Here is a 19422-nt window from a genome sequence, read left to right on the forward strand (position 1 = left end):
AAGCTCATGAGTGAATTGCACAAATTTCTGTTTGAAGGCCTGCCCGTGCGGGGCATGCTGGTCCGCCTGACCGATGGCTGGCAGGAGGCCCTGCGCCGTCGCGAGTCGGCGGGCGCGTTTGATGCGCCGCTGCGCCGCTTGCTGGGTGAAATGAGCGCCGCCGGTGTGCTGATGCAATCCAACATCAAGTTCAATGGTGCGGTCGTCATGCAGATTTTTGGCGATGGGCCGGTCAAGGTCGCCGTGACCGAAGTCCAGCCAGACTTGAGCTTTCGCTCGACGGCCAAGGTAGTGGGTGAACTGCCCGCGACCGACAACGGCCGGCTGCCGCTGGAAACCATGGTCAACGTGAGCGGGCATGGCCGCTGCGCCATCACGCTGGACCCGAAGGACCGCCTGCCGGGTCAACAGCCCTATCAGGGCGTGGTGCCGCTCAATGGCGAAGATGGCGCGCCGCTGCACGACATCAGCGCGGTGCTGGAGCAGTACATGCGCAAGTCGGAACAGCTGGAAACCAAGCTGATCCTGGCGGCCAACGACGAGGTGGCCGCTGGCCTGCTGATCCAGCGCCTGCCCGTGGAGGGCAAAGGCAATCTGGAGGGCGCAGCGGCGCATGAGCCGGACCCGATCGAGATGGCCGAGCACTACAACCGCATTGCGCACCTGGCATCCACCCTGACGCAGGAAGAGCTGCTCACGCTGGACGCGCCCACCATCTTGCGCCGCCTGTTCTGGGAAGAGGACGTGCGCTACTTCGAGCCTCAGGTTGGTGCCGATGGGCCGCGCTTCGCCTGCACCTGCTCGCGCGAGCGCGTGGGCAATATGCTGCGTGGCCTGGGCCAGGAAGAGATCGACTCCATCGTGGCCGAGCAAGGCCAGGTCGAGATCGGCTGCGACTTCTGCGGCCAGCACTATGTGTTCGACCCGGTGGATGCCACCGAGTTGTTCAGTGATGGCGCGGACACGCCGCCCAGTTCTTCACGCTTGCAGTGAGGCCTGGGCTAGCTGGGCCTGAGCTGATACCCGTGGGCTAGATGCCTGCGGGCCCCGTGCCCATTGGCTGATCGAATTGCCAGGGGAAAGTCTGCATCAAGCGGGCCCAGTCCTGATTGAGGGCGGGATCAGGTGCCGGATTGGGTGCGGGCATATCGCCCATTCCTGTTGGTATCGGCGACACCAGGTTCAACTGCTGGCCGGACAAGGGTTGAACGAGCTGCAATGACGCGGCATGCAACCACAGCCGTTGCTGGCCCAGTTGCTGCGCCCACCAGCGGTTGTGTGCACCCTTGCCATGCGTGGCGTCCCCAATGATGGGATGCGCGATGTGTTTGAGGTGGCGCCGGATCTGGTGGCGGCGCCCTGTGAGCGGCAGCGCCTCCACCAAGGCCACGCGCGTGCTGGGGTAGCGGTCCACCGGCACATCCAGCTGCAAGGTGGCCAGGCGCCGGAAGGCGGTCTGCGCGGGCTGTGCAGGCGCATCGGGCGGGGCGTCGTCAGGGCGCAATGCGTGGTCCACGGTTTGCGCTGCAGCCGGCCAGCCGCGCACCATGGCGATGTAGCGCTTGTGCACCTGGTGCTGCTCGAATACGGCACACAAGGCGCGCGCGGCCTCTGCGTGCAAGGCCATGAGCAGCACGCCGGACGTGCCTTTGTCCAGGCGGTGCACGGGGTACACATGCCGCCCCAACTGATCCCGCAGGGTCTGCATGACAAAGCGGGTTTCGTGCGCATCCAGGCCGGTACGGTGCACCAGCCAACCCGCGGGCTTGTGCACGACCACCATGTCCTCGTCCTGCCAGAGGATGGTCAGGGGCGCAGCGTCATCCATGGCTGGCTCAGCGTTGACGGGTGAGCCAATGCTGCTCGCACTCGCCATCGTCGCAGTTGTCGCAGAACCAGCGCCAGCGGGCCGCACCCATGCTGCGCTGCTGCCGCGCTGGCTCATCCAGCAGGTGCTCGATCACGGACAAAGCGTGGTCCACACGCGCCGCACCGTGCCCAGCCACCACGGCGTAGCCCTGCCCTGCACCTTGCAAAGCCGAGCGGATCAGACCGTCCACGGGTTCGCGCACATGGGGGCCATCACGCTGCAAGCCGTCTGCCGTCCACCCCAGATCCAGGGACATCAGCAGCGTGGCCTGAACCTGCGCGTGGTCGATCAACGCCTGGGCATACAGGCTGGTATCGCGAAAGATGAGCTCGCTGTAGACCGCTGTCATCAGCGCCGTGGTATCGGCCAGCACGATGCCGTGAGCTCGCCGGGCTTGCTCGATCAGGCGCGTCTGCTCTGCCGCGATCGGCGCTTGCTCGTGCTGCATGGGCGTGCGGCCCTGCTGGTCGCAGAACAAGCGCAGCGCTTCGGGCACCATCACGGCGTTCAGGCCGCGCGCAGCCAGCACACGCGTCAGTTCATGCGCAAGCGTGGTCTTGCCCGTGCTCTCGGCGCCCAACAAGGCGATGACCTGTCCCGGCATGTCAGGCTCCAGCCTCGGCGGCTTGGGCAGACACACTCAGGCGCAACCAGGCGCGCCAGCCCACGACCGACAAGATCGCAAACAGCCCATAGAGCAGCACGGTGAGCCACAGGTGCTTGTAGGCAAACAAGCCCATGCTGATCAGGTTGACCAGCAACCAGCAAGGCCAGTTGTCCACCCATTTGCGCGCCAGCAACCATTGGCCCACGATGCTGCCAGCTGTGGGCAGTGCATCCAGAAAAGGCACGTCTGAATCGGTGATGTGGTGCAACAGATAGCCCAGGGCGGGCCACAGCAGCAGGATTGCACCCAACGCGAACCAGCGACCAGAAGAGCTCATGGACCGCACGCTCAAAGGGCGTTGATCACGACCCACGCCGCGCAGCCACTGCCACCAGCCCCAGCAGGAAATGATCACGAACAGCACCTGCAGGCTGGCCTCGCCATACAGCTTGCTACGCGCAAACAGCAGGCCATAGAGCACGGAGCTGATGATGGCCAGCGGCCAGGCCAGGGCATTGACCTTGAGGTTCAAGCCCACCATCAACAGCGAGAGCACAAAAGCCCAGCATTCCAGCTGGCTGACGGGCACGCCCCAAGCGGTGAAGGTGGGCGCCAGCCAGGGGTCTAGCCACGCCAGGGAGGCTGCCAGGCCATCCAGACCAGAAGGCATACTCAAGGCGCCGATGGCGCCGACGACGCAGGCATGACCTGAGGCAGCTTGGTGGTCAGCTGGACATAGATTTCATCCGGCTTGACCATGCCCAGTTCGGTGCGGGCCTTTTCTTCCACCATCTCCAGGCCTTCCTGAAGATCGCGGACCTCGGCCGACAGCTGCTCGTTGCGCGCCTGGGCCTCGGCATTGGCGCGCTGCTGCGTTTGCACCTGCGCACGCAAGGCCATCGCGCGCGGCACGCCACCTTTGCCGAACCAGAGTTCGGCCTGAACCACTGCAAGCAGTGCCAGGATGATGATGGCGGCGAAACGCATGCTCACATTATCCACGAGAGGCCGAATGAAAAACGGGGCCTTGAGCATGGCTCAGGCCCCGTTTCTGCTGCTTGTTGACCTGTGATCAGGTCAACGCAGAGATCAGCGCAGGTTGTAGAAAGCGCTGCGACCGGGGTACACGGCCACGTTGCCCAGGTCCTCTTCGATGCGAAGGAGCTGGTTGTACTTGCTCATGCGATCAGAGCGGCTCATCGAACCAGTCTTGATCTGGCCGGCGTTCAGGCCCACGGCGATGTCGGAGATCGTGTTGTCTTCGGTTTCGCCCGAGCGGTGCGAGATCACGGCGGTGTAGCCAGCGCGCTTGGCCATCTCGATGGCGGCAAACGTTTCGGTCAGGGTGCCGATCTGGTTGATCTTGATGAGGATGGAGTTGGCGATGTCCTTCTCGATGCCTTCCTTCAGGATCTTGGTGTTGGTCACGAACAGGTCGTCACCCACCAGCTGAACCTTCTTGCCCAGACGCTCGGTCAGGTGCTTCCAGCCAGCCCAGTCGCCTTCAGCCATGGCATCTTCGATCGAGATGATGGGGTACTTGTCGCACCAGGTGGCCAGCATGTCGGTCCACTGCTCGGCGGTCAGGCTCAGGCCTTCGCCTTCGAGGTGGTACTTGCCATCCTTGAAGAACTCGGAAGCGGCGCAGTCCAGGCCCAGCATGATCTGGTCGCCAGCGGTGTAGCCGGCGGCTTCGATGGCTTGCAGGATCAGCTGGATGGCTTCTTCGTGGCTGGCCACGGAAGGCGCGAAACCGCCTTCGTCGCCCACAGCGGTGCTGATGTGCTTGTCGTGCAGGATCTTCTTGAGCGCGTGGAAGACTTCGGCGCCGTAACGCAGGGCTTCACGGAAGGTGGGTGCGCCCACGGGCAGGATCATGAATTCCTGGATGTCCAGGTTGTTGTTGGCGTGTGCGCCACCGTTGATGACGTTCATCATCGGCACGGGCAGTTGCACGGCACCCATGCCACCGAAGTAACGGTACAGGGGCAAACCAGCCTCTTCAGCAGCGGCGCGGGCCACGGCCATCGACACGGCCAGCATGGCGTTGGCGCCCAGGCGGCCCTTGTTGTCGGTACCGTCGAGGTCGATCAAGGTCTTGTCCAGGAAGGCTTGCTCGGAAGCATCCAGGCCCAGCACGGCTTCGGCGATTTCGGTGTTGATGTGCTCAACAGCCTTCAGAACGCCCTTGCCCAGGTAACGCGACTTGTCGCCATCGCGCAGCTCGATGGCTTCGCGCGAACCGGTGGACGCGCCAGACGGCACGGCCGCACGGCCCATGACGCCGCTCTCCAGCAGAACGTCGCATTCAACGGTGGGGTTGCCTCGGCTGTCGATGATCTCGCGGCCGATGATGTCAACGATGGCACTCATCTGGGTTTCCTCAGGAAGAAAATTGGAAGATAAGAAAAAACGAAAACAAAAGATTGTGGGGCCCGCGTCGGACCCTCGGCATCAGGAGAAGTTCGACTCCAGGAAGCCGTTTTTCTTGGTGATGCGGTCCAGCTCGACCAGGGTCTCGAGCAAGGCCTTCATGTGCTTGAGCGGCACGGCGTTGGGACCGTCGGACATGGCCTTGGACGGATCCGGGTGCGTTTCCATGAACAGGCCCGAGATGCCCACGGCCACAGCCGCACGCGACAGCACGGGCACGAACTCACGCTGACCGCCCGAAGACGTGCCCTGCCCGCCCGGCAACTGCACCGAGTGCGTTGCATCAAACACCACGGGGGCACCCGTCTCACGCATGATGGCCAGCGAGCGCATGTCGGACACGAGGTTGTTGTAGCCGAAGCTCACACCGCGCTCGCAGGCCATGAAGTTGTCGTCGTTCAGGCCCTTTTCGCGCGCAGCGGCACGGGCCTTGTCGATGACGTTCTTCATGTCGCCCGGCGCCAGGAACTGGCCCTTCTTGATGTTCACCGGCTTGCCGCACTGGGCAACCGCGTGGATGAAATCGGTCTGGCGGCACAGGAAGGCCGGCGTCTGCAGCACGTCCACCACCGAGGCCACCACGGGGATCTCGGCTTCGGTGTGCACGTCCGTCAGGATGGGCACGTTCAGCTCGCGCTTGACCTTGGCCAGGATCTCCAGGCCCTTCTCCATGCCCGGGCCACGGAAGGACGTACCGCTGGAGCGGTTGGCCTTGTCATAGCTGGACTTGAAGATGAAGGGGATGCCCAAGGCAGAGGTGATCTCCTTGAGTGTGCCGGCCGTGTCCATCTGCAACTGCTCGGATTCGACGACGCAGGGGCCGGCGATCAGGAAGAAGGGATGGTTCAGGCCGACGTCGAATCCGCAGAGCTTCATGGCATGTTTCCTCAGCGCCTTGTTCAGGCTTTCTTGGTGGCGGCTTGATGGTCAAGCGCAGCCTTGATGTAGCCGGTGAACAGCGGGTGGCCGCCCCACGGTGTCGACTTGAACTCGGGGTGGAACTGCACGCCCACGTACCAGGGATGAACCGACTTGGGCAGCTCGACCATTTCGGTGAGCTTTTCGCGCTGCGTGATGGCCGAGATCACCAGACCAGCCTGTTGCAGGCGATCCAGGTAACGCTCGTTGGCTTCGTAGCGGTGGCGATGGCGCTCGGTCACAACCGGGCCGTAGATCTCGTGCGCGATGGTGCCGGGCTTGACGTCGGAAGACTGCGCGCCCAGGCGCATCGTGCCACCCAGGTCCGAAGAGGCATCGCGCTTTTGCACGGTGCCATCGGCGTCCAGCCACTCGTCGATCAGGGCGATCACGGGGTGCGGCGTGTGGGGCTCGAACTCGGTGGAGTTGGCGCCTTCGAGGCCGGCCTTGTGGCGTGCGTATTCGATGGTGGCGACCTGCATCCCTAAGCAGATGCCCAGGTAAGGAATGCCGTTTTCGCGGGCGAACTGGGCTGCGCAGATCTTGCCTTCCACGCCACGCTTGCCGAAGCCGCCGGGCACCAGGATGGCGTCGAACTGCTTGAGCTGCGACACGGTTTCAGGCGTCAGCGTTTCGGAGTCCACGTACTCGATGTTGACGCGAGCGTGGTTGTGGATGCCGGCGTGGCGCAGCGCCTCGTTGAGCGACTTGTACGAATCCGACAGGTCGGTGTACTTGCCGCACATGGCGATGGTGACGGCCTTCTTGGGGTTCTCGACCTCGTAGACCAGATTGTCCCAGCGCGACAGGTCGGCGGGCTTGGTCTGCAGCTGCAGCTTGTTGCAGATCAGGTCGTCCAGATGCTGCTCGTGCAGCATGCGCGGCACCTTGTAGATGGTGTCAGCGTCCCACACCGAGATCACGCCGGACTCGGGCACGTTGGTGAACAGCGAGATCTTTTCGCGTTCATCCGCCGGAATGGCGCGATCAGCACGGCACAGCAGCGCGTCGGGCTGGATACCGATTTCGCGCATTTTCTGCACGGTGTGCTGCGTCGGCTTGGTCTTGAGCTCGCCGGCCGCCGCGATGAAAGGCACATAGGTCAGGTGCACGAAGGCGGCATTGGTGGGGCCCGCCTTGAGGCTCAACTGACGGGCAGCCTCCATGAAGGGCAGCGACTCGATGTCGCCCACGGTGCCACCGATTTCCACGATGGCCACGTCCACGGCGTCAGGCGTACCCACGCCAGCGCCTCGGCGCACGTAGTCCTGGATTTCATTGGTGATGTGGGGGATGACCTGCACGGTCTTGCCCAGGTAGTCACCACGGCGTTCCTTTTCCAGAACGCTCTTGTAGATCTGACCGGTGGTGAAGTTATTGGCCTTCTTCATCCGCGTGGTGATGAAGCGCTCGTAATGGCCCAGGTCCAGGTCGGTTTCAGCGCCGTCGTCGGTCACGAAGACCTCGCCGTGCTGGAAAGGCGACATCGTGCCCGGATCGACGTTGATGTACGGATCGAGCTTGATCAGGGTAACTTTGAGGCCACGAGATTCGAGAATGGCGGCCAGTGACGCGGCGGCGATGCCCTTGCCTAGCGAGGACACCACACCGCCCGTGACGAAGACAAACTTGGTCATTGCGCAAAAGCGCCCGCGTACAAGGCGGGCGCTGCGGTGGTAAAGCGGCATTATAGGGGTTTGCGGGGGCCTTGTACCGTGGATTGCGCCACATCAAGCCCCTTGATACTGGGGCCCGGTTAACCCAGAGCAGTCTTCTATACTGCGCGGCTTTTGCGCCCCTGGCAGTTCGCGCACTGCGCCGCCTTCATTCCGGACCCGGCCTTTCATGACCAAGAACATCTTCACAGGGCGCCCCTCTGCGCTTCTCAACGTCGACCCAGCGCTTTTTGATCAGATCGAGAAAGAAATCGACGACATCAAGCAACGCTACCGCGCCAAGCTGGGCCCCAAAGATGTTGCTTATATCAAGGGGCTTCGACGCAATTCTCGCATTTTCGAAGCCATTGGCCGCGGTTTGCTGTGGGTCAGCCCGGAACCCATCACCTTCTCGCTGGGTGTGTTCTTCACCTGGCTGCACCGCAACATCGAGTCGATCGAGATCGGGCACAACGTGCTGCACGGGCAGTATGACTACTTCCCGGAGATCCCCCAGTTCCACGCGCACAACTTCAAGTGGAAGGCCCCCGTGGACGAAGAAGGCTGGCGCCGCGAGCACAACGGCCTGCACCACGTGCACACCAATGTGTTCGAGATGGACCCGGACCTCAACCACGGCATCCTGCGCACCAACGAGCTGACACCGTGGAACAAGCGCCACCTCTTCCAGGTCCCCCTGTACCTGCTGGCGGCCTACCCGACCATGCTGTACCAGTTCAATTCGCAGAACCTGGGTTTTGGCCAGAAGTTCCGCGAACAGGCCTTCCCCGAAGGCAACAAGGGCTACGCCCCGGTGGACACCGCCGGCCAGAGCGACGAAGAGCTCAACCAGCGCAACAGGCGCTCCATCTGGCGCGTGCTGGCCAAGGAGTACATCGTGTTCCCGCTGCTGGCAGCCGCGACCGGCTTCTCGGGCCTGAAAGTGCTGCTGGGCAACGCGCTGGCCGACGCCATCAACAACTACTGGATCAGCATGACGATCCAGGCGACGCACTTCACCGAGCCGCTGCAATCAGCCGATGCACTCAAGCACAAGGGCCACTGGTACCTGTCGCAACTGGAGTCCTCGGTGAACTTCAAAGGCAGCCGTCGCATGAGCATCCTGTGGGGCCACCTGAATTACCAGATCGAGCACCACCTGTTCCCGGACATTCCCTCGCACCACTACCCGGACATGGCCAAGGAAGTGAAGGCCGTGTGCAAGAAGTACAACGTGGACTACAAGTGCAACCCGACCTGGGGCCGCGCCATCCGCAACTACGTGTCGGTGATGTGGAAGCACTCCTTCCCACCCGCCGCGCAGACGCAGCAGCACCCGGCAGGCACCGGCCATGCTTGACGCGATGTTGTCCCGACTGAACCGCTGGGCCCTCAGGCACATCGGCCGTGACTGGCTGGACTACGTCGCCAGCAACACCATGACGGATTTCAACCGTCGCTGGAACGACTTCATCTGGACCTACGACCTGCAAGCCATCGTGGTCGGCATCCAGGACGAAGCGCCCGACGTCAAGACGATCACCTTGATGCCCAACCAGCTGTGGAAGTGCATGGAGCCCGGCCAGTACATCGCCCTGAATGCGACGATCAATGGCGAGGCCGTGAGCCGCTACTACAGCCTGTCGCCCATGGAGGACGACTGCTTCACCATCACCGTCAAGCGCGTGAAGGGTGGCAAGCTGTCGAACTGGGTGCACAACGAGCTCCAGCCCGGCATGGTGGTCGGCATTGGCCAGCCTCAGGGCCACTTCTGCTATCGCCAGCAATCGAAAATCCTGTTCATCTGCGCGGGCGCGGGCATCACGCCTTGCTACTCGATGCTCAAGTCCCTGCTGAGCTACCACATCCGCCCCGACCTGGCCATGTACGCCCAGTTCGGCAGCGCGCAGGACGTGATCTTCAAGGACACGCTGCAACGCTGGCGCAGCGAAGGCCTGAACCTGGTGAAGGCGCTCAGCCGCCCCACACCGGAAGACAAAGCATCGGGCCGCTACGCACCCACGCTGGACGTGAGCAACATCGACACCCTGCTGCCGGACTTCCGCGAGCGCGACATCTACCTGTGCGGGCCGCAAGGCTTCATGGACAAGGTCGTCAACATCCTCAAGGAAAAGGGTTATGACCTGGGCAAGCTCGACAGCGAACGCTTCGTCGCGCATGAAATCAAGCCCCTGACGCCAGCTGACTTCAAGGCCGCGCAGGCCGAGATCTACTTCCGCCACCTGGACCGCCGCGTGCAGTTGACCGAGGCCGACCAGGGCCTGAGCCTGATGCAGATCGCGGAGCGGCACCATGTGCCCATCGAGACAGGCTGCAGGCAGGGCATGTGTGGCACATGCAAATTGATTCTGCGAGAAGGCGACGTGGTCGGCAATATGCTGGGCAATGCGGTGTATCTTTGCACCGCTTTCCCCGCGTCGAACAAATTGGTGCTCGACGCCTGACGGCGCTCACCGGCGCCCATTGACGCACTTCAAGGTTTAGTCATGCTTCTGCCCTTGCGCATGCTGTTGTTATGCGTGCACTTCGTACTGGCCAGCCTGCTGGGTTTGCTGGTCAGCATCTGCCGCCCCTTCAACCCCGACAACAGCCGCATTGCAGCGCGTTTCTATGCAGTGCCTGCGCAGTACATCCTCGGCCTGCGCATGCGCCTGGAGCTCGACGGCGTGCTCAAGCACCAACGGCCTGCGGTGATCGTGGCCAACCACCTGTCCAACTACGACCTGTTCGTGTTCGGGCACGCCGTGCCGCCGCGCACCGTCACCCTGGGCAAGACCAGCCTGAAGTGGATCCCTTTCTTCGGGCAGCTCTACTGGCTGGCCGGCAATGTGCTGATCGACCGCGGCAACGCCATCCAGGCCAAGAAAGCCATGCTGACCACCACGGACACCTTGCAGCACAAGGACATGAGCATCTGGGTGTTCGCAGAAGGCACGCGCGGCCATGGCAAGGGCCTGGCCCCGCTCAAGAAGGGCGCCTTCCAGATGGCCATCAACGCTGGCGTGCCCATCATCCCGCTGTGTGCGAACAACTATGTGCGCGGCATGAACCTCAACCGCTGGCGCAGCGGCACGGTGGTGATGCGCGCACTCGCCCCCATCCCCACGGCCGGCATGACCCTGGATGACATGCCGGAACTCATGGCCAAGTGCCACGCGCAGATGAAGGCCTGCATCGACGAGCTGGACCGCGAAGCAGGCACCCTTGCCAGCAAGGCATGAGTGACGCTGCGCAAAACAGCCAGGCGCAACGCATTGCCCTGCTGAGCGGCCTGTACACGGCGCAAGGCATCCCCTTCGGCTTCTTCACCTTGGCCCTGCCCGTGCTGATGCGCGATGAAGGCTGGTCGTTGACGGCCATCGGCTTCCTGCAATTCCTCGCGCTGCCATGGGGCATCAAGTTCCTGTGGGCGCCGGCGCTGGATCACCATGGCTCGCGCCGCGGCTGGCTGATGTTCTTTCAATGCAGCGCCTGCCTGATGGCGCTGGCGCTGTCTCAACTGCATCTGCAAACCGGTAGCACCGTACTGTTCGTTGCCGTCTTCCTGTTCAACCTGATCGCAGCCTCGCAAGACATCGTCACCGATGGCCTGGCCGTGCGGCTGCTGGGCACCCGGGAGCGCGGCCTGGCCAATGCCATCCAGGTGGGCGCCTACCGCCTGGGCATGATCCTGGGTGGCGGTTTGTTGCTATGGCTCTTTGCGCAGACGGGCTGGCAAGTGATGTTCCTGTGCATGGCGGCGCTGCTGGGCCTGACCATCCTGCCTGTTCTGCCGATCAAGGAGCCTGTGCGGCGGCTGGACGCGCCTCACCGCCCTGCCGGCATGGCCTTGGTCATCGGGTGGCTGCACCGGGCCCTGGCGCCCGGCATGCTCACCTTTTTCGGGCTGATCTTCTGCTTTCGTTTTGGCGACCAGATCCTGAACTCGCTGCTGCCGCCCTTCTTGCTGGATCATGGTGTGAGCAAGAGCACGATCGCGGTCATGAAAGGGGCTGTGGGCTCAGGTACCAGCCTGCTGGGTGCCAGCATTGGCGGGTGGTTGACCTACAAGATGGGGCGCCGCAAGGCCATGCTGTTTGCAGGCCTGTCGCAAGCCGCAGGCTTTGGGCTGTACGTAGCGGTGGCGTTCGGGCTCGGCGGCACGGAGCTGCTCTGGGCGGCCACAGTGCTGGAAGGCATCGTGGGCACCATGGCCACGGTCGTGCTGTTCACCTTGATGATGGACGCCTCCGACCCCTACCATGCCGGCACCGACTACACCCTGCTGGCCAGTGTGGTCGTCGCGGTCAGCAGCCTGGGCAGCCTGGCTGGCGGTGTGCTGGGTGACAAGCTGGGCTATGGCCCCACCTTCCTGCTGGCCACCACGCTGGCTGTGGCGGGCTGCCTGTTTGTCGTCTGGTGGCTGGATCACCGCCCCACCAATGAGCGGGTGGCCGAAGCCTGGCAGTGAAGCCAAGGGCACGTGCCGTGTTGCAACTCGCCGTACGGCGCACTCAGGGAACATGACGTAAGTTAATTTCCGCCATGCGAGAACGCTCGATATAGTGCCCCCCTGATGTCCGAACTTCACAGATGGATGAAGGCAGGCACTGCGATCAACAAGGGGTAAGACCATGCCAAATTTCTGGGAAGCGAATCCGGGGCCACGGTTCCACGGCCATCTGAAACTGGGCGAAGCCCAAATGGCGGGCTACGACGTGCATGGCACGTTCCCGCGCGACGGCAAGCTGCCGCACATCTCCGTGTACGAAGTCAGCTCAAGCGGGGGCAAGGTGGCACGCAACCTTTACCTGCGCTCATCGAATGGCTCGGTCGGGCTCAACCAGGGGGACAGGCAACTGCTGCTCGCCCGCAGCGGTGTGTCGGAGAGCGTGGCCGACAGCTTCGTGCGCGCCGTCTACGCCAAGCACCTGGAGCTCAATCCGCCGGTATCCAGCAAACCCACAGCCACGGGCGCAAAGCTCAGCAGCAGCGACTTCCCCAGCCTGCCAAGCAAGCCCAGGCAAGTCACGCAGCCCTTGGTGTTGGGCCGGCCTGTGGCGACCATCCCCGAGGAGATGCTCACGCAGATCACCGATCAGACTGATGTCCTGCGCGGCGTGCTTGAGATGTCAGGAGCCTTTGACTGAAAGGCGTCAGCCGTTCGGGGCCGTGATCTTGCTCAGCGGGTTCATGGCCTGCGCCTGAGACGGCACACTGTTGCTGGCCAGATCAGGCTGCTCGCCATGCCAGGTGGGCTCAGGGATCGAATCGAACACCTGACGCAGGCGCTGCCCCCAACTGGTGCGGATCATGCGGAAGTAGGTGTTCGTCTCATCGATGTTGATGAGCTTGTCCACCTCCAGCGAGTCGCTTTCATAGACCATCAGGTCCAACGGCAGGCCGACCGACAGGTTGGACTTGAGCGTAGAGTCCATCGAAATCAGCGCGCACTTGGCCGCTTCCTGCAGCGGGGTCAAAGGCGTGACCACGCGGTCGATCACCGGCTTGCCGTACTTGGACTCGCCGATCTGGAAGTAGCACACACCATCAATGCCCGCCTCGACAAAATTGCCGGCCGCGTAGACATTGAACAGTCGCATGGTCTCGCCCTTGATCTGGCCGCCGATGATCAGGCTGCAGTTGAAGTCGATGCCGTGCTTCTTGAGCGCTTCGGCATCGCGCGCATGCACCTTGCGCACCGCGCTGCCCACGATGCGGGCCACGTCGAACAGGCTCTTGGCCGTCCAGATCGTGCAGGGTTCGCCGTCCGAGCCCTCGATGGTCTCGCTGCCCAGCAGCTGCTTGACCGCCTGGGTGATGGCCAGGTTGCCTGCAGACAGCAGCACCAGCACGCGCTCGCCGGCCTTCTCGTACACCGTCATCTTGCGGAAGGTGCTGATCTGGTCCATGCCCGCGTTGGTGCGCGAGTCCGACAGGAAAACCAGCCCGGCATTGAGGCGCATGGCCACGCAGTAGGTCATGATGAGCTCACCGATTTGAGTTTGTACAGCGCATCCAGCGCTTCACGAGGTGTCAGGGTATCCGGGTCGATGCTGGCCAGCAAGCTCAGGGTCTGGGCTTCTGCCGGCGTCAGGGTCTCACCTTGGGCATCAGCAAGGAGCGCGCCACCTTTGGCAGCGGCGTTCGCAGCAAGCTCGTCCAGATCCACGCCACCTGGGGCGCCCACCTGGGCAAACAGGTCGATCTGGTCGTCGGCGTGGCGCTGCTGGGCCTCCAGCGACTCCAGCGTGGCACGCGCCTGCCGGATCAGCGAATGCGGCATGCCGGCCAGGCGCGCCACCTGCACGCCGTAACTGCGGCTGGCAGGGCCGTGCTGCAACTCGTGCAGGAACACGATGTCGTCGCCCGACTCGGCCACACCCACGTGCACGTTCAACGCGCGCGGGTGCTTCTCGGGCAGCGCCGTCAGCTCGAAGTAATGCGTGGCAAACAGCGTGAAGGACTTGTTCTTGTCATGCAGGTGGCTGGCAATGGCGCCGGCCAGGGCCAGGCCATCAAACGTGGACGTGCCCCGCCCGATCTCGTCCATCAACACGAGGGACTGTTCGGTGGCGCTGTGCACGATGGCCGCGGCCTCCGTCATCTCCAGCATGAAGGTGGATTGGGCGTTGGCCAGATCGTCGGCCGCACCGATGCGGGTATGAATGGCGTCGATGGGCCCCAGGCGGCAGGATGCAGCGGGCACATACGAGCCCATGGCCGCCAGCAGCACGATCAGGGCCACCTGGCGCATGAAGGTCGACTTACCGCCCATGTTCGGGCCGGTGACGATCATCATGCGGCGGTTGGCATCGAAGCGGCAGTCATTGGGGATGAAGGCGGCGCCGCTGGTTTCCATCAAGCGCGCCTCGACCACAGGGTGGCGGCCCTTTTCGATCTCGATGCAGGGATGCGGACTGAAGTCGGGCCTTGTCCAGCCCAGCGTGGCGGCGCGCTCGGCCAGCGCGGCCAACGCATCCAATGAAGACAAGGCACGGGCCAGCGCGCCCAGCACCGCGATGTGCGATTGCAGGAAGTCGATCAGCTGATCGAACAGGAACTTCTCGCGAGCCAGGGCGCGGTCTTGCGCGGACAAGGCCTTGTCTTCAAACGCCTTCAGCTCGGGCGTGATGAAGCGCTCGGCGTTCTTGAGCGTCTGGCGGCGCTGGTAGTCGAGCGGCACCTTGTCGGCCTGGCTCTGCGTGACCTCGATGTAGAAGCCGTGCACCTTGTTGTACTGCACGCGCAGGTTGCCGATGCCGGTACGGGCGCGCTCGCGGGCCTCCAGTTCCAGCAGGAAGGCGTCGCAGTTCTGCGAGATGGCACGCAGCTCGTCCAGATCGGGGTCAAAGCCCGTGGCGATGACACCGCCGTCGCGCAGCAGCACCGCGGGTGTGTCCATCAGCATGGCCTGCAGTTGCCGGGCAATGGCCGCATCGGGCTGCAAAGCGGTGTGCAACTGGGCCAGCAAGGGTGCGGCGTCCGGCACGCGTTCGCGCAATTGGGGCAGCGTCAGCAGGGTGTCACGCAGGCCAGCCAGCTCGCGCGGGCGCACCTGGCGCAGGGCGACGCGGGCGGTGATGCGCTCCACATCGCTCATCTGGCGCAGGGCCTCGCGCAGAGACTCATGGCCCTGCTCCATCATGGGCGGTGCCAGCAGGCAGGCGATCGCATCATGCCGGGCGCGGGCCGTGGCGCGGTCACGCAAAGGTTGCGTGAGCCACTGGCGCAAGGCGCGGCTGCCCATGCCGGTGCGGCAGGTGTCCAGCAGGGACAAGAGCGTGGGGGCATCCTCGCCGCGCAACGTCTGGGTCAACTCCAGATTGCGCAGCGTAGCGGGCGGCAGATCCAGCAGCTCGCTGGTGCGTGGCACATCGAGCGAGGCCACGTGTGACAGCGCCCTGCCCTGCGTGTGCTCGGCAAAGCTCAAGAGCGCGGCAGCGGCGGCGTGCGCCAGGCTCAAGTCCTGCGCGCCGTAGCCTTGCAGCGAGCTGACCTGCAGCTGCTCGCACAACTTGCGCAGACCCAGGCCGGCATCAAACTGCCAGGTGGGGCGGCTGGTCATGGCCACGCTCTTGCCGCCTTGCGTCAACAAGGGTTGCAGCGTGGGCGGAATGCGTTCGCGGTCAAACAGGATTTCAGCGGGCTGCAGGCGCGCCAGCCAGCCGGCCAGATCGCGCTCGGTGCATTCAGTCAGGCCCAGCTTGCCGCTGGACAAGCCCAGCCAGGCCATCGCACAGGGCACGGCGTGCTCGGCATGGCGCCCGCGCTTGTCCATCACCACGGCCAGCAAGAGCGCATCGGCGCGCTCGTTGAGCAGCTCGGTATCGGTCAGCGTGCCAGGGGTGACCACGCGCACCACCTTGCGCTCCACCGGCCCCTTGTTGAGGCCCACCTCGCCCACTTGCTCGGCAATGGCCACCGACTCGCCCAGCCTGATCAGCTTGGCCAGATAAGTTTCCACCGCGTGCACGGGCACACCCGCCATCACCACAGGCTCGCCAGCCGACTGGCCACGCACCGTCAAGGTGATGTCGATCAGGCGGTTGGCCTTGCGCGCGTCGTCAAAGAAAAGCTCGTAGAAATCCCCCATGCGGTAGAACACGAGGGTGTCGGGATGTTCGGCCTTGATGCGCAAGTACTGCTGCATCATCGGCGTGTGCGCGCTGAAGTCCATGACAGGGACAAAAGGTGATTGAGGTGGCTGGCGTCAGTGAAGAGGCGCCAGCATAACGCGTGAGTCGCTGCGTGATCTGGCGCGTACGCCAGGCACGGGAGGCGCCATCCCGACGCCCGCCGTGCTTTCAAGGATCAGAACGGCGCGTCGCCCTTGCCTTCGCGAACCTCGGCCGCCTTGGCCGCAGCGGTGATGCGCGTGCGCTTCGGGGCAGCAGGCTCGGCCGGCGCTGCGGCCTTGGCGGCTTGTGCCGCGTCTTCAGCGGCCTGCAGCGACTGGATCAGGGCTTCGTCTTCCGGGTCGCTTTCCCCCTCGCCTTCGCCCTCTGCGCCTTCGGCCTGCGCGTCGGCATCGGCGATCACGCGGGTGTACGGTGCCAGCGTCTTGACCATCTGGCCATAGATGCGGGGCGTGCCAGCCAGGATCTCGCGCTGGTACAGGAAGTCAGGCTCGCCCGTGAAGTTGCCCACCAGGCCACCGGCCTCGGTGATCATCAGCGAACCCGCTGCCACGTCCCAGGGGCTCAGGCCGGTTTCGAAGAAGGCGTCGTAAAAGCCTGCAGCCACGTAGCACAGGTCCAGCGAGGCAGCACCCGGGCGGCGCACGCCAGCGCACTGCACCATCACCTCTTCGAACATCTTCATGTAGCGCTGGAAGTTGTCACCCTTGCGGAAGGGGAAGCCCGTGCCGATCAGGGATTCGAGCATGCGCGTGCGCTTGGACACGCGGATGCGGCGGTCGTTCATGTAGGCGCCCTTGCCCTTGGACGCGTAGAACAGGTCGTTGCGGCAGGGGTCATACACCACGGCCTGCTGCACCTGACCACGGAAGGCCAGCGCGATGGAGACCGCGTACACGGGGAAGCCGTGGATGAAGTTGGTGGTGCCGTCGAGCGGATCGATGATCCAGACGTAGTCGCTGTGCTTGGCGCCATGTTCGCGCCCCGATTCTTCAGCCAGGATACCGTGGCCTGGGTAGGCCTCGAGGATCGTGGAAATGATCGCGTCTTCTGCTGCCTTGTCCACCTCGGTCACGAAGTCGTTGTGCGACTTGGCGATCACTGTCAGTCGCTCGATGTCGAGCGAGGCCCGGTTGATGATCGCCCCGGCTGCGCGGGCAGCTTTGATGGCGATGTTGAGCATGGGATGCAGGGCTTGAGACATGGATAGACCTTGGAAACCAGAAAAACCACCGCGACAAACGGGCAATACGGGATGTCCGGCGTGACACGCACAGGCGGCCTTCATCAAGCAACGAAGGGCGGCAACAGCGCGAAACGGGAACAACACCAGCCAGACAGCGTCGAGGCAGGGAGATGGGGGCGCAGCGGTGATCAAAGAACGAGCGAGAATCGAAGATTGTATAGAAGCCCGTTGGTTTTTGCACCCCCTTTTTCAGCGATTTCGATGAGAATCAAGGGCTTATCGCATGTTTGTGCGATATCTCCTGAAGATTTCCCACGCCATGCAAGCCTCATCCCCTCACGCCCCGCTCGGACATTCGGGCCAGCGCGACCCCACCCGCTTCATCCTGATCGGCACCAGCCACCCTGGTAATGTGGGCGCGACCGCCCGGGCCATGAAGGTCATGGGTTTTTCCGATCTGGTGCTGGTGCGCCCCCGTTTTGCCGATGTGCTGATCCAGGAGGAAGCCGTGGCCATGGCCAGCGGTGCAGCCGACATCCTGGTGCGCGCCCGTGTGGTGGACAGCCTGGCCGAAGCGTTGGAGGGCATCAGCTACGCCATCGGCACGGCCATGACGCCACGCGACTTCGGTCCGCCCACCATCACCCCGCGTGAAGGCCTGACCAAACTGGCCGCGGCCACACCCATGCACCGCGTCGGCTTCGTGTTCGGCAGCGAGCGCTACGGTATGGCCAATGAGGACGTGTACCGCTGCAACGCGGTGATCAGCATCCCCACCAACCCGGATTACGGCTCGCTCAACCTGTCGCAGGCCGTGCAGGTGCTGGCCTACGAATGGCGCCAGGCCCTGGGCAGCTTTGCCGTTGAAGCCCGAACGCCGGATGTGGCGCTGGCCAGCGGCGACGCGGTGCAAGGCGCGCTCGCCCACTGGGAGCAAGCCCTGATCAAGCTCGGCTTCCTGGACCCGGCCGCGCCCAAGAAGCTCATGCCCCGCCTCAACCAGTTGATCAACCGGGCCGAGTTGCGCCAGGAAGAGATCCACATCCTGCGGGGCATTGCCAAGGCCATCATCGACAAGTCCTGATCCGCACGGCGCTGCATTACCACGTTGTGCCTGCCACTGCCGGCCAGTCTGGTTTTTGAACGGCCCGGTAAACTCGGCCTCCTGCATCTGAAAACCGCATAAGCACATTCATGTTCTTCGCCCGACTGCGAGAAGACATCGCCTGCATCCTGGAACGCGACCCTGCGGCCCGCACCGCCTGGGAAGTGCTGACCTGCTACCCGGGTCTGCACGCCCTGGCCATGCACCGCGTCGCGCACTGGTGCTGGACGCACGGCCTCAAGTGGCTCGGCCGCTGGGTCTCGCACTGGGGGCGCTTCTTCACGGGCATCGAGATCCACCCCGGCGCCAAGGTGGGCCGGCGCGTGTTCATCGACCACGGCATGGGCGTGGTCGTGGGCGAGACCGCCGAGATCGGCGATGAGTGCACCATCTATCAAGGCGTGACGCTGGGCGGCACGTCCTTGAGCAAGGGCGCCAAGCGCCACCCCACCTTGGGCCGAGGCGTCATCATCGGTGCCAATGCCCAGGTGCTGGGCGGCTTCACGGTGGGGGATGGCGCACGCGTGGGGTCGAACGCGGTGGTGACCAAGCCTGTGCCGGCGAGCGCGACGGCGGTGGGCAACCCGGCCCGCATCATCGTAGCCAAGGCCACCGTGCTGGATGAAAAACAGGCTGAGCGCGAGGCCCTGGCTGCCCGCATGGGTTTTTCTGCCTACGGCGTGACCGAGGGTGATGACCCGCTGTCTCAAGCGCTGCGCGGCCTGATCGACCATGCCTCGGGCCATGAACACCAGATCACGCTGCTGTGGGAGGCCATCGGCAAGCTGGCCAAGGAGGCCCGTACCGAAGACGCGCGCACCTGCCTGCCCACGGACGCCCAGACCACCGAGCACTTCGATGCCGAAGGGCTCAACCGCCTTGTTTGAGTTCGCATTGAATGCGACACAGTTGTAAGCCGGCGCGCCATTTCTGGCTACCTGGTAGCTTGCGGTAGCACCGGTTACAGCGGCGAAATAGGGTAACCGAGCCCCGAGCCACACACTCCTGC

At 63.8% G+C, this 19422-nt stretch carries 18 protein-coding genes; 8 read left to right on the forward strand and 10 right to left on the reverse strand.

The features are described 5' to 3' along the window. Nucleotides 1-6: 6 nt before the first annotated feature. Nucleotides 7-993: an Hsp33 family molecular chaperone HslO gene (locus JY96_RS01690; protein WP_035034424.1), complete on the forward strand. Its 987-nt coding sequence runs from the start codon at nt 7-9 to the stop codon at nt 991-993. A gap of 37 nt (nt 994-1030) precedes the next feature. On the opposite strand, the gene JY96_RS01695 is transcribed toward JY96_RS01690, so the two are convergent. The 7 genes from JY96_RS01695 to JY96_RS01725 form a co-directional block, all read right to left on the reverse strand. Then, nucleotides 1031-1828 (reverse strand): pseudouridine synthase, encoded by a 798-nt coding sequence (locus JY96_RS01695; RefSeq protein WP_035034426.1) that lies wholly within the window; start codon nt 1826-1828, stop codon nt 1031-1033. Between the two features lie 7 nt (nt 1829-1835). Beyond that, a complete protein-coding gene (locus JY96_RS01700) occupies nt 1836-2474 on the reverse strand; it encodes an AAA family ATPase (protein WP_035034429.1) in 639 nt (212 codons plus the stop codon). 1 nt (nt 2475) lies between these two features. Further along, nucleotides 2476-3147, reverse strand: coding sequence for a nicotinamide riboside transporter PnuC (pnuC, locus tag JY96_RS01705; protein WP_052162030.1), 672 nt, complete (start codon nt 3145-3147; stop codon nt 2476-2478). Between the two features lie 2 nt (nt 3148-3149). Then, on the reverse strand, nt 3150-3464 hold the full coding sequence (gene ftsB, locus JY96_RS01710) for a cell division protein FtsB (RefSeq protein ID WP_052162031.1): 315 nt from the start codon (nt 3462-3464) through the stop codon (nt 3150-3152). 102 nt (nt 3465-3566) lie between these two features. Beyond that, complete coding sequence (gene eno / locus JY96_RS01715; protein WP_035034432.1) at nt 3567-4850, reverse strand: phosphopyruvate hydratase; 1284 nt, start codon at nt 4848-4850, stop codon at nt 3567-3569. An 81-nt stretch (nt 4851-4931) separates the two neighbouring features. After that, nucleotides 4932-5786, reverse strand: a complete 855-nt coding sequence (gene kdsA / locus JY96_RS01720) for a 3-deoxy-8-phosphooctulonate synthase (RefSeq protein WP_035034435.1) — start codon at nt 5784-5786, stop codon at nt 4932-4934. A 23-nt stretch (nt 5787-5809) separates the two neighbouring features. Further along, nucleotides 5810-7465, reverse strand: a complete 1656-nt coding sequence (locus tag JY96_RS01725) for a CTP synthase (RefSeq protein WP_035034439.1) — start codon at nt 7463-7465, stop codon at nt 5810-5812. 208 nt (nt 7466-7673) lie between these two features. On the opposite strand from JY96_RS01725, the gene JY96_RS01730 reads away from it, so the two are divergent. The 5 genes from JY96_RS01730 (at nt 7674) to JY96_RS01750 (ending at nt 12633) form a co-directional block, all read left to right on the forward strand. Then, on the forward strand, nt 7674-8843 hold the full coding sequence (locus JY96_RS01730) for an acyl-CoA desaturase (protein ID WP_035034440.1): 1170 nt from the start codon (nt 7674-7676) through the stop codon (nt 8841-8843). Then, nucleotides 8836-9948 carry a flavin reductase family protein gene (locus tag JY96_RS01735; protein ID WP_081960954.1) on the forward strand — a complete coding sequence of 371 codons (1113 nt, stop codon included), beginning with the start codon at nt 8836-8838 and terminating at the stop codon, nt 9946-9948. Before JY96_RS01730 ends, JY96_RS01735 begins: the two co-directional genes overlap by 8 nt. Nucleotides 9949-9990: 42 nt before the next feature. Beyond that, nucleotides 9991-10725 carry a 1-acyl-sn-glycerol-3-phosphate acyltransferase gene (locus JY96_RS01740; RefSeq protein WP_035034445.1) on the forward strand — a complete coding sequence of 245 codons (735 nt, stop codon included), beginning with the start codon at nt 9991-9993 and terminating at the stop codon, nt 10723-10725. Continuing rightward, nucleotides 10722-11954, forward strand: coding sequence for an MFS transporter (locus JY96_RS01745; protein WP_052162032.1), 1233 nt, complete (start codon nt 10722-10724; stop codon nt 11952-11954). Before JY96_RS01740 ends, JY96_RS01745 begins: the two co-directional genes overlap by 4 nt. A gap of 163 nt (nt 11955-12117) precedes the next feature. Then, nucleotides 12118-12633 (forward strand): hypothetical protein, encoded by a 516-nt coding sequence (locus JY96_RS01750; RefSeq protein WP_152606333.1) that lies wholly within the window; start codon nt 12118-12120, stop codon nt 12631-12633. Nucleotides 12634-12639: 6 nt separating this feature from the next. Here JY96_RS01750 and JY96_RS01755 read toward each other — a convergent pair whose 3' ends face one another. The 3 genes from JY96_RS01755 to JY96_RS01765 form a co-directional block, all read right to left on the reverse strand. After that, nucleotides 12640-13467 carry a proteasome-type protease gene (locus tag JY96_RS01755; protein WP_035034448.1) on the reverse strand — a complete coding sequence of 276 codons (828 nt, stop codon included), beginning with the start codon at nt 13465-13467 and terminating at the stop codon, nt 12640-12642. Further along, on the reverse strand, nt 13464-16163 hold the full coding sequence (gene mutS, locus JY96_RS01760) for a DNA mismatch repair protein MutS (protein WP_035034450.1): 2700 nt from the start codon (nt 16161-16163) through the stop codon (nt 13464-13466). The genes JY96_RS01755 and mutS overlap by 4 nt, the downstream gene beginning before the upstream one ends. Nucleotides 16164-16297: 134 nt before the next feature. Next, the gene (locus JY96_RS01765) at nt 16298-17326 is read right to left on the reverse strand and encodes an inositol monophosphatase family protein (RefSeq protein WP_052162033.1); all 1029 of its coding nucleotides are present in this window, start codon (nt 17324-17326) and stop codon (nt 16298-16300) included. 301 nt (nt 17327-17627) lie between these two features. Here JY96_RS01765 and JY96_RS01770 point away from each other — a divergent pair, with 301 nt between their 5' ends. Next, complete coding sequence (locus tag JY96_RS01770) at nt 17628-18392, forward strand: RNA methyltransferase (protein ID WP_052162861.1); 765 nt, start codon at nt 17628-17630, stop codon at nt 18390-18392. A gap of 110 nt (nt 18393-18502) precedes the next feature. Further along, entirely contained in the window at nt 18503-19300 is a 798-nt protein-coding gene (gene cysE / locus JY96_RS01775; RefSeq protein ID WP_035034453.1) for a serine O-acetyltransferase, read from the forward strand. Nucleotides 19301-19422: the final 122 nt, after the last annotated feature.

The organism is Aquabacterium sp. NJ1, from assembly GCF_000768065.1.
In the GTDB taxonomy this organism is placed as follows: Bacteria; Pseudomonadota; Gammaproteobacteria; order Burkholderiales; family Burkholderiaceae_C; genus Aquabacterium.

What these genes read in the sequence shown, in the direction of transcription:
- JY96_RS01770 (WP_052162861.1), top strand. Translation starts at nt 17,628, where the DNA reads ATGCAAGCCTCATCCCCTCACGCCCCGCTCGGACATTCGGGCCAGCGC.
- ftsB (WP_052162031.1), bottom strand. Translation starts at nt 3,464, where the DNA reads ATGCGTTTCGCCGCCATCATCATCCTGGCACTGCTTGCAGTGGTTCAG.
- mutS (WP_035034450.1), bottom strand. Translation starts at nt 16,163, where the DNA reads ATGGACTTCAGCGCGCACACGCCGATGATGCAGCAGTACTTGCGCATC.
- eno (WP_035034432.1), bottom strand. Translation starts at nt 4,850, where the DNA reads ATGAGTGCCATCGTTGACATCATCGGCCGCGAGATCATCGACAGCCGA.
- pnuC (WP_052162030.1), bottom strand. Translation starts at nt 3,147, where the DNA reads ATGCCTTCTGGTCTGGATGGCCTGGCAGCCTCCCTGGCGTGGCTAGAC.
- JY96_RS01700 (WP_035034429.1), bottom strand. Translation starts at nt 2,474, where the DNA reads ATGCCGGGACAGGTCATCGCCTTGTTGGGCGCCGAGAGCACGGGCAAG.
- JY96_RS01695 (WP_035034426.1), bottom strand. Translation starts at nt 1,828, where the DNA reads ATGGATGACGCTGCGCCCCTGACCATCCTCTGGCAGGACGAGGACATG.
- JY96_RS01730 (WP_035034440.1), top strand. Translation starts at nt 7,674, where the DNA reads ATGACCAAGAACATCTTCACAGGGCGCCCCTCTGCGCTTCTCAACGTC.
- JY96_RS01755 (WP_035034448.1), bottom strand. Translation starts at nt 13,467, where the DNA reads ATGACCTACTGCGTGGCCATGCGCCTCAATGCCGGGCTGGTTTTCCTG.
- JY96_RS01765 (WP_052162033.1), bottom strand. Translation starts at nt 17,326, where the DNA reads ATGTCTCAAGCCCTGCATCCCATGCTCAACATCGCCATCAAAGCTGCC.
- kdsA (WP_035034435.1), bottom strand. Translation starts at nt 5,786, where the DNA reads ATGAAGCTCTGCGGATTCGACGTCGGCCTGAACCATCCCTTCTTCCTG.
- JY96_RS01750 (WP_152606333.1), top strand. Translation starts at nt 12,118, where the DNA reads ATGCCAAATTTCTGGGAAGCGAATCCGGGGCCACGGTTCCACGGCCAT.
- JY96_RS01725 (WP_035034439.1), bottom strand. Translation starts at nt 7,465, where the DNA reads ATGACCAAGTTTGTCTTCGTCACGGGCGGTGTGGTGTCCTCGCTAGGC.
- JY96_RS01735 (WP_081960954.1), top strand. Translation starts at nt 8,836, where the DNA reads ATGCTTGACGCGATGTTGTCCCGACTGAACCGCTGGGCCCTCAGGCAC.
- cysE (WP_035034453.1), top strand. Translation starts at nt 18,503, where the DNA reads ATGTTCTTCGCCCGACTGCGAGAAGACATCGCCTGCATCCTGGAACGC.
- JY96_RS01690 (WP_035034424.1), top strand. Translation starts at nt 7, where the DNA reads ATGAGTGAATTGCACAAATTTCTGTTTGAAGGCCTGCCCGTGCGGGGC.
- JY96_RS01740 (WP_035034445.1), top strand. Translation starts at nt 9,991, where the DNA reads ATGCTTCTGCCCTTGCGCATGCTGTTGTTATGCGTGCACTTCGTACTG.
- JY96_RS01745 (WP_052162032.1), top strand. Translation starts at nt 10,722, where the DNA reads ATGAGTGACGCTGCGCAAAACAGCCAGGCGCAACGCATTGCCCTGCTG.